The following is a 4944-nucleotide window of genomic DNA, read 5'->3' as shown; positions in this document are numbered from 1 at the left end:
GTTTTCCCACATCCCTCCGCCCCCATGACTACGTTGGTGAAACTTACCTTCTTCACATCATCACTAAAGTAGGTTGTAACAGTCTTGTTTTGGCTTGGCAGCTTCACTTCTGCTACTCTTATTTTTCCTTTTAAAGTTTCAACAGGAAGAGATACTTCTTTCGTTTCAATATTTTCTACATTATAGAGTTTTTGAAGTGTCGCTTGTGGTAACTGGATTAATTTAGCCACTTCACGATCGCACAAAATTAACTCCTGGGAACCATCGAAATTATGTTTCAGAACTTCTTTAATATATTTACGGTTAGGAAGCCTCATAACTAACTCATTATCACCTGACAAGTCTTTAAATGAATTTGAAGCCATCAAAAGGCTTGTTTTTGCTCTCTGTTTATCTTTGCTATCTGATAAAATGAGTATTCGTGTCATAAAATCCTCGGCACTTTGTTTATAAGTAGTTTGAGGACTTAACCCTTCTATTTTGTTCAAGGTGGCTCCTTCATTGTTAATATTAACGTTAATGATTTGTTTCTTTTCTTCATCGGCATCAGGCATGACGGTTCCTAATATAGCTTCAAAGATAAGCATTTGAAACTCGATGTATAGATTAATTAGCGACTCTGCTCCTTGGATACCTAATTTGAGTAGTTGCTCGTTTTTCGAGGCTTCACGATTCATTCGTTTCCCTTTTTTAAAAGCTTTGTAATCTTCCGATGCTTTAGCAATCCAATTAAGACGTTTCATCGGCTCAAAACACATTGTGATACGCACACGTTCATCTTCTTTTAAATGTTTGGTGATAGCCATGATGTTAGTGAGAGGATAGAGGTCCCCTTTATCTGTACTAAGCGATTTGAAATTAAAATCTTTTAAAACTAATTCAGCAAACTCAGTTGAGGGTATATCGAATTGTGTTTCTAATGGTTTCTGATGAATATTTGCCTTATCCCATATAGTTTTTGCCTTATTTATCACCATTTCTTCGACACTTTGAGGGATAGTTAAGTAAAATTCCGTCTTATTTTTGGTTAATTCAATATCAAAGTAAAATTTTGTGACTTCGATTATCCCCTTTTTGGTGATGCGATGAAGTGGGTCCATAAAACAGGATGCCATTGATTGTGCCAGCATTTCATTGTGATTGTTTTTTATGTTTATATCTGGGATTAATTTATAAGTGACATAGTCATTTCTTAACATGAGCCAATCACCTTTAGTATGACATACAAGAAAATGCTTGTGCTTGTGATTTTAGTGCCTGTTTGCTTATTCCCCATCATAATAAAGAATGCACCAACTAAAGCTCCAATAACAAATATTTCAGATTGAGCAGCTAAAGCTCCACAAATAGTTATAAAGCCGCCACTTAAGAACTCTACTGCTTTTTCACATAGCCATTCTAACCCTTGACTTAACATAGCAATCTCCCCTTTATAGAACTACTTTCCCAAGTAAACTCATCAACTGAGGCACGAATTTAATCACTAAATACCCTTTTAAAGTGTTTCCGAGTGCTTTCTTCCCTTCATGTTCATTTCCAATCATAAATAACATGCCACCCTTGATAAAACAAGCGTAAGCTACAGGGTCGGCTAAATCGGTGATAACACGGATAATAGGCTCGAAAGCGCCACTTACACTGGTTGTTTCAGCTGCTAAAGCTACTGGATTATTTGTTGCTAATGATACAGCCATTAAGGTAGCCGTTTGAATTTTCTTAGGATCTACTTCGATTAACTCATTATCTTTCATTACAAAAGCACAAATTTTCATTTTTATTCCCCCTTAGATCTTTCAATCAATTTCTTAATTTCTGGAATTGAAATGATTAAACCTAAAACCAAACCAACAAATATTTTCATCATTTATCACCTCACATTAATATTTATATGCGAAACCTTGAATAAAATTCCCTTTTGTTGCGCAAAATATGAATGTTAGTTGAATTGATTATGAAGGTGGTGTCATTATGGGTTGGATCTATGCTGGAATTACGATTAAATTAGTTAGTGAGTTACTTAAAATAGCTTTTCTTTAAGGGGCTTCGAGCCCTTTTTTTATTTTGCCTGGATGCGCTTAAGTTCTTCTGCAATTAATTGCTTAACGATTTTACTCATTGAGTCCTCGCGTAACTCTGAGATTTTCTCTAATCCATCAATGAGCTCCTTGTCTTTTTCGTAAAATAAGACCGACAACTTCTTATATAATTTTTGTTTCGCCATCGTCATTCCTCCTTTTACTCAATCTTCTAATATAGTTTATGCAATTATGGACAAAAAATTTCGCACTTTTTGCTCTTTTAGTGAATAAAAAAAGCCCTGGAAAGGTCCAGGACTATAATAATAAATCGCCAAAGGCATCATTTACTTCTATCTCTTGATGTTCTCCAGTATCTTCGCGTTGAGATTCGTCTTTAACAGGAAGGGGAGCTTCCGTTCTAACGTGTTTTAAATCTTCTCTAAGACGTTGAATTTCTTCAAGTATTAATTGTTCTGTGCCCTTGTCATCTCGTTCCATATCGGCACGAATGAGCTTACAGATGTATTCTGACGATTGTTTTCCCATCGTTTCGAGATAGTTATATAAATCAATGTTATCTGCTTTGAAATAAATCGTTTTTCTTGGGTATTGATACTTTGCCATATTGCTCACCTACTTAATGAGTTTTAAACTCCCCTCAGCGTTCGCAAATACTGTATTTTCTTTTAAAATTTTGACGTTATCATTTGTGAAGAACTCTTTGATGAATGGTTGATACAGATTAACCGCTCCACCAGATGCGATGATTTCTGTATTATCTACGTCAACATCTAAATTAAATAACTCGGTGTAAATCGTTTCTACGTGATTTCTGATTAATTCGTTCGCTTTAATGATTAAGTCGCGTTGTACAAAGCTATTTTCTCCATTTAACACACGAATAATCTCGCTATCAGCGTTGATGTTTTTAACTCCATTATCATTAAATAATTTTTTGATTTTAGTCAATAAAGAATGACATCCTAACTCTAATGATCCAGTGTTTTCATCACCAGTTAAAATTTTTAGGTTGTCAAACGTCGCATAACCAACGTTCATACTTCCAAAGTCAAGTGAAGTTACTCGTTTTGATTTTACATCATCAGCCTTTAAAAGCATAGCTCCTAACCCTTCATAGTAAGGAAGAACTTGCAACATTAAGTTGTACTTGATACCATCAACTACTATCTCAACCATTTTTTGAGATTGGTAGAAGCGAACCATTGACTCACGTTTTGTCTTATCAATATACTCGCTAAAAGGCATATTTAACGTCATTGATACATTATGAATCGTCACCTTATTCTCATCCACTTTTCCTTCTGCTTCACGAATAGCAAGACATAATGCAGTTAAAAGACATATCTTATGCACTTCGTCCTCTTTGCTACGCTCAGTTCTTAAGCGTAAGTTCAATTTGTTGTTAGGTTCTCCCACTAAATAGCGTGTGCCGTTAAAGAATACCTCGTGATTTGAGTCTGATTTTGCCTTAGTGTCTGTTTTCTCGCAAGTTGTTGCAATTTGTTTGCGGATATTGTTTCCGTCCTCCACACGTAAACTTACTTTAGTCGACGATTTCCCACTATCTCCACCAACTTTATAATTCATATCTCTCACCTCTAAATAGATTTTTTCTCTTACGATTTTATTGTATGACAATTTGCACCTAAAATAAACCCCATTTTCCTTATTTTTGTATGACAATTTGCACCTAAAATCGTTTATAGGTATAAAAAAAGCCCCAAACTGGGCAAAAATAGCCTATATGTCGAATGGTTGGGGAGCTGCTAAGATTACTCACACTGTGAGTATATGCGTGAGGCAAGGCAAAAGTTTACAAATTTAAATAATTCCCCATGATTTAGGTATTTATTGCGCAACTGTTGCATATATTATAGTGTAGAGCAAAAACGAAAGGGGAAATGTGAAATGAGTAAAGATTTCTTAGATTGTAAAACCGTGAAAGAATGTGTTGAATGGTACTTAGCAGAAAGTGAAGATAAAGAGCGAGATGTAGAGTTTGATCTAGGCTTTATTACATCGTTGTTCGATAATCACTACTGGGAGCTAGTGGATGAAGCAGAAGAGTTGAAACTTGAAGCAGAACGTAAAAGCCGAATTGCAGAATGTTTGAAAGACAGCGAAGTGTTAGAGGATATCGTGGAGTGGGCTTAGGCTCACTCTTCGCTTAAAAGAATAATTCTATATTCTTTTTTTAAAAAAAGTCGTATAATTCATTCGTGAATGAATTATAATATAGTTATAACATAGAGTCGAAGGGATGGTTTAAATGGTTAAAACTAAAGAATGGTTAATCGAGGCACGCCAAAAGGCTGGGATTACCCAACAACAACTTGCGGAACGTAGTGGAGTTTCGGTTCATGCTATCAGAAATATCGAGCAAGGAACTAGAGAAGGCTCTTCCGAGACATGGAAGGCGCTAATAACTGCATTAGAGAATAGAACGTACACATTAGTTGAAGTGATAGAGGAACTAAAGGGTTACAAAATAGAGTATCAAACTATATACGGAATTATAGGTGGGTTAAAATATGATGATTTTTCGCGTTTACACGATGATTTTTTCGCGATAACAATCTTTAGAAATGATGACAATTTACAATTTTACGTTAACTTAAATAAAGAATTAATGTTCATAAAAAATTCTGATGTTAATTACAAGGAGTTCACATCATTCAATAATAAAGAGATAATCACGTTTTGCGATTCAGAAGCAAGAACTGCTCATAATTTAAAAAAATTAGGTATGTAATTAAAATCATAGTTCTATCGCGATAAACATAAAGAAAAGACAGACCGAAATTAATTCGTATCTGTCTTTTTTAATAATAATTTTATAGCTCCCACTAGATCATAAATGTAACCGAAGAAGAATAGACCACCAGTCATGAAGTACAGGCATCCT

At 34.9% G+C, this 4944-nt stretch carries 8 protein-coding genes; 2 read left to right on the top strand and 6 right to left on the bottom strand.

Annotation, left to right across the window (positions count from 1 at the left end):
• From J6D32_RS09625 to J6D32_RS09600, 6 genes are all read right to left on the bottom strand, one after another.
• On the bottom strand, positions 1-1199 hold a 1199-nt coding region (locus tag J6D32_RS09625), incomplete at its 3' end, for a hypothetical protein (protein WP_287467630.1).
• Positions 1193-1417 carry a hypothetical protein gene (locus tag J6D32_RS09620; protein ID WP_287467629.1) on the bottom strand — a complete coding sequence of 75 codons (225 nt, stop codon included), beginning with the start codon at positions 1415-1417 and terminating at the stop codon, positions 1193-1195. The genes J6D32_RS09625 and J6D32_RS09620, both read right to left, overlap by 7 nt.
• 13 nt (positions 1418-1430) lie before the next feature.
• Positions 1431-1772 (bottom strand): hypothetical protein, encoded by a 342-nt coding sequence (locus J6D32_RS09615; protein ID WP_287467628.1) that lies wholly within the window; start codon positions 1770-1772, stop codon positions 1431-1433.
• Positions 1773-2056: 284 nt separating this feature from the next.
• Complete coding sequence (locus tag J6D32_RS09610) at positions 2057-2221, bottom strand: hypothetical protein (protein ID WP_287467627.1); 165 nt, start codon at positions 2219-2221, stop codon at positions 2057-2059.
• Between the two features lie 112 nt (positions 2222-2333).
• Positions 2334-2642, bottom strand: coding sequence for a hypothetical protein (locus J6D32_RS09605; protein WP_287467626.1), 309 nt, complete (start codon positions 2640-2642; stop codon positions 2334-2336).
• Between the two features lie 9 nt (positions 2643-2651).
• Positions 2652-3626, bottom strand: a complete 975-nt coding sequence (locus J6D32_RS09600; protein WP_287467625.1) for a ParM/StbA family protein — start codon at positions 3624-3626, stop codon at positions 2652-2654.
• A 321-nt stretch (positions 3627-3947) separates the two neighbouring features.
• Here J6D32_RS09600 and J6D32_RS09595 point away from each other — a divergent pair, with 321 nt between their 5' ends.
• The gene (locus J6D32_RS09595) at positions 3948-4193 is read left to right on the top strand and encodes a hypothetical protein (RefSeq protein WP_287467624.1); all 246 of its coding nucleotides are present in this window, start codon (positions 3948-3950) and stop codon (positions 4191-4193) included.
• Between the two features lie 115 nt (positions 4194-4308).
• Positions 4309-4791 (top strand): helix-turn-helix domain-containing protein, encoded by a 483-nt coding sequence (locus J6D32_RS09590; RefSeq protein WP_287467623.1) that lies wholly within the window; start codon positions 4309-4311, stop codon positions 4789-4791.
• Positions 4792-4944: the final 153 nt, after the last annotated feature.

The organism is Turicibacter sp., from assembly GCF_017941855.1.
Taxonomy (GTDB): Bacteria; Bacillota_I; Bacilli_A; order MOL361; family Turicibacteraceae; genus Turicibacter; species Turicibacter sanguinis.
This window is presented reverse-complemented; position numbering and strand designations above follow the sequence as displayed.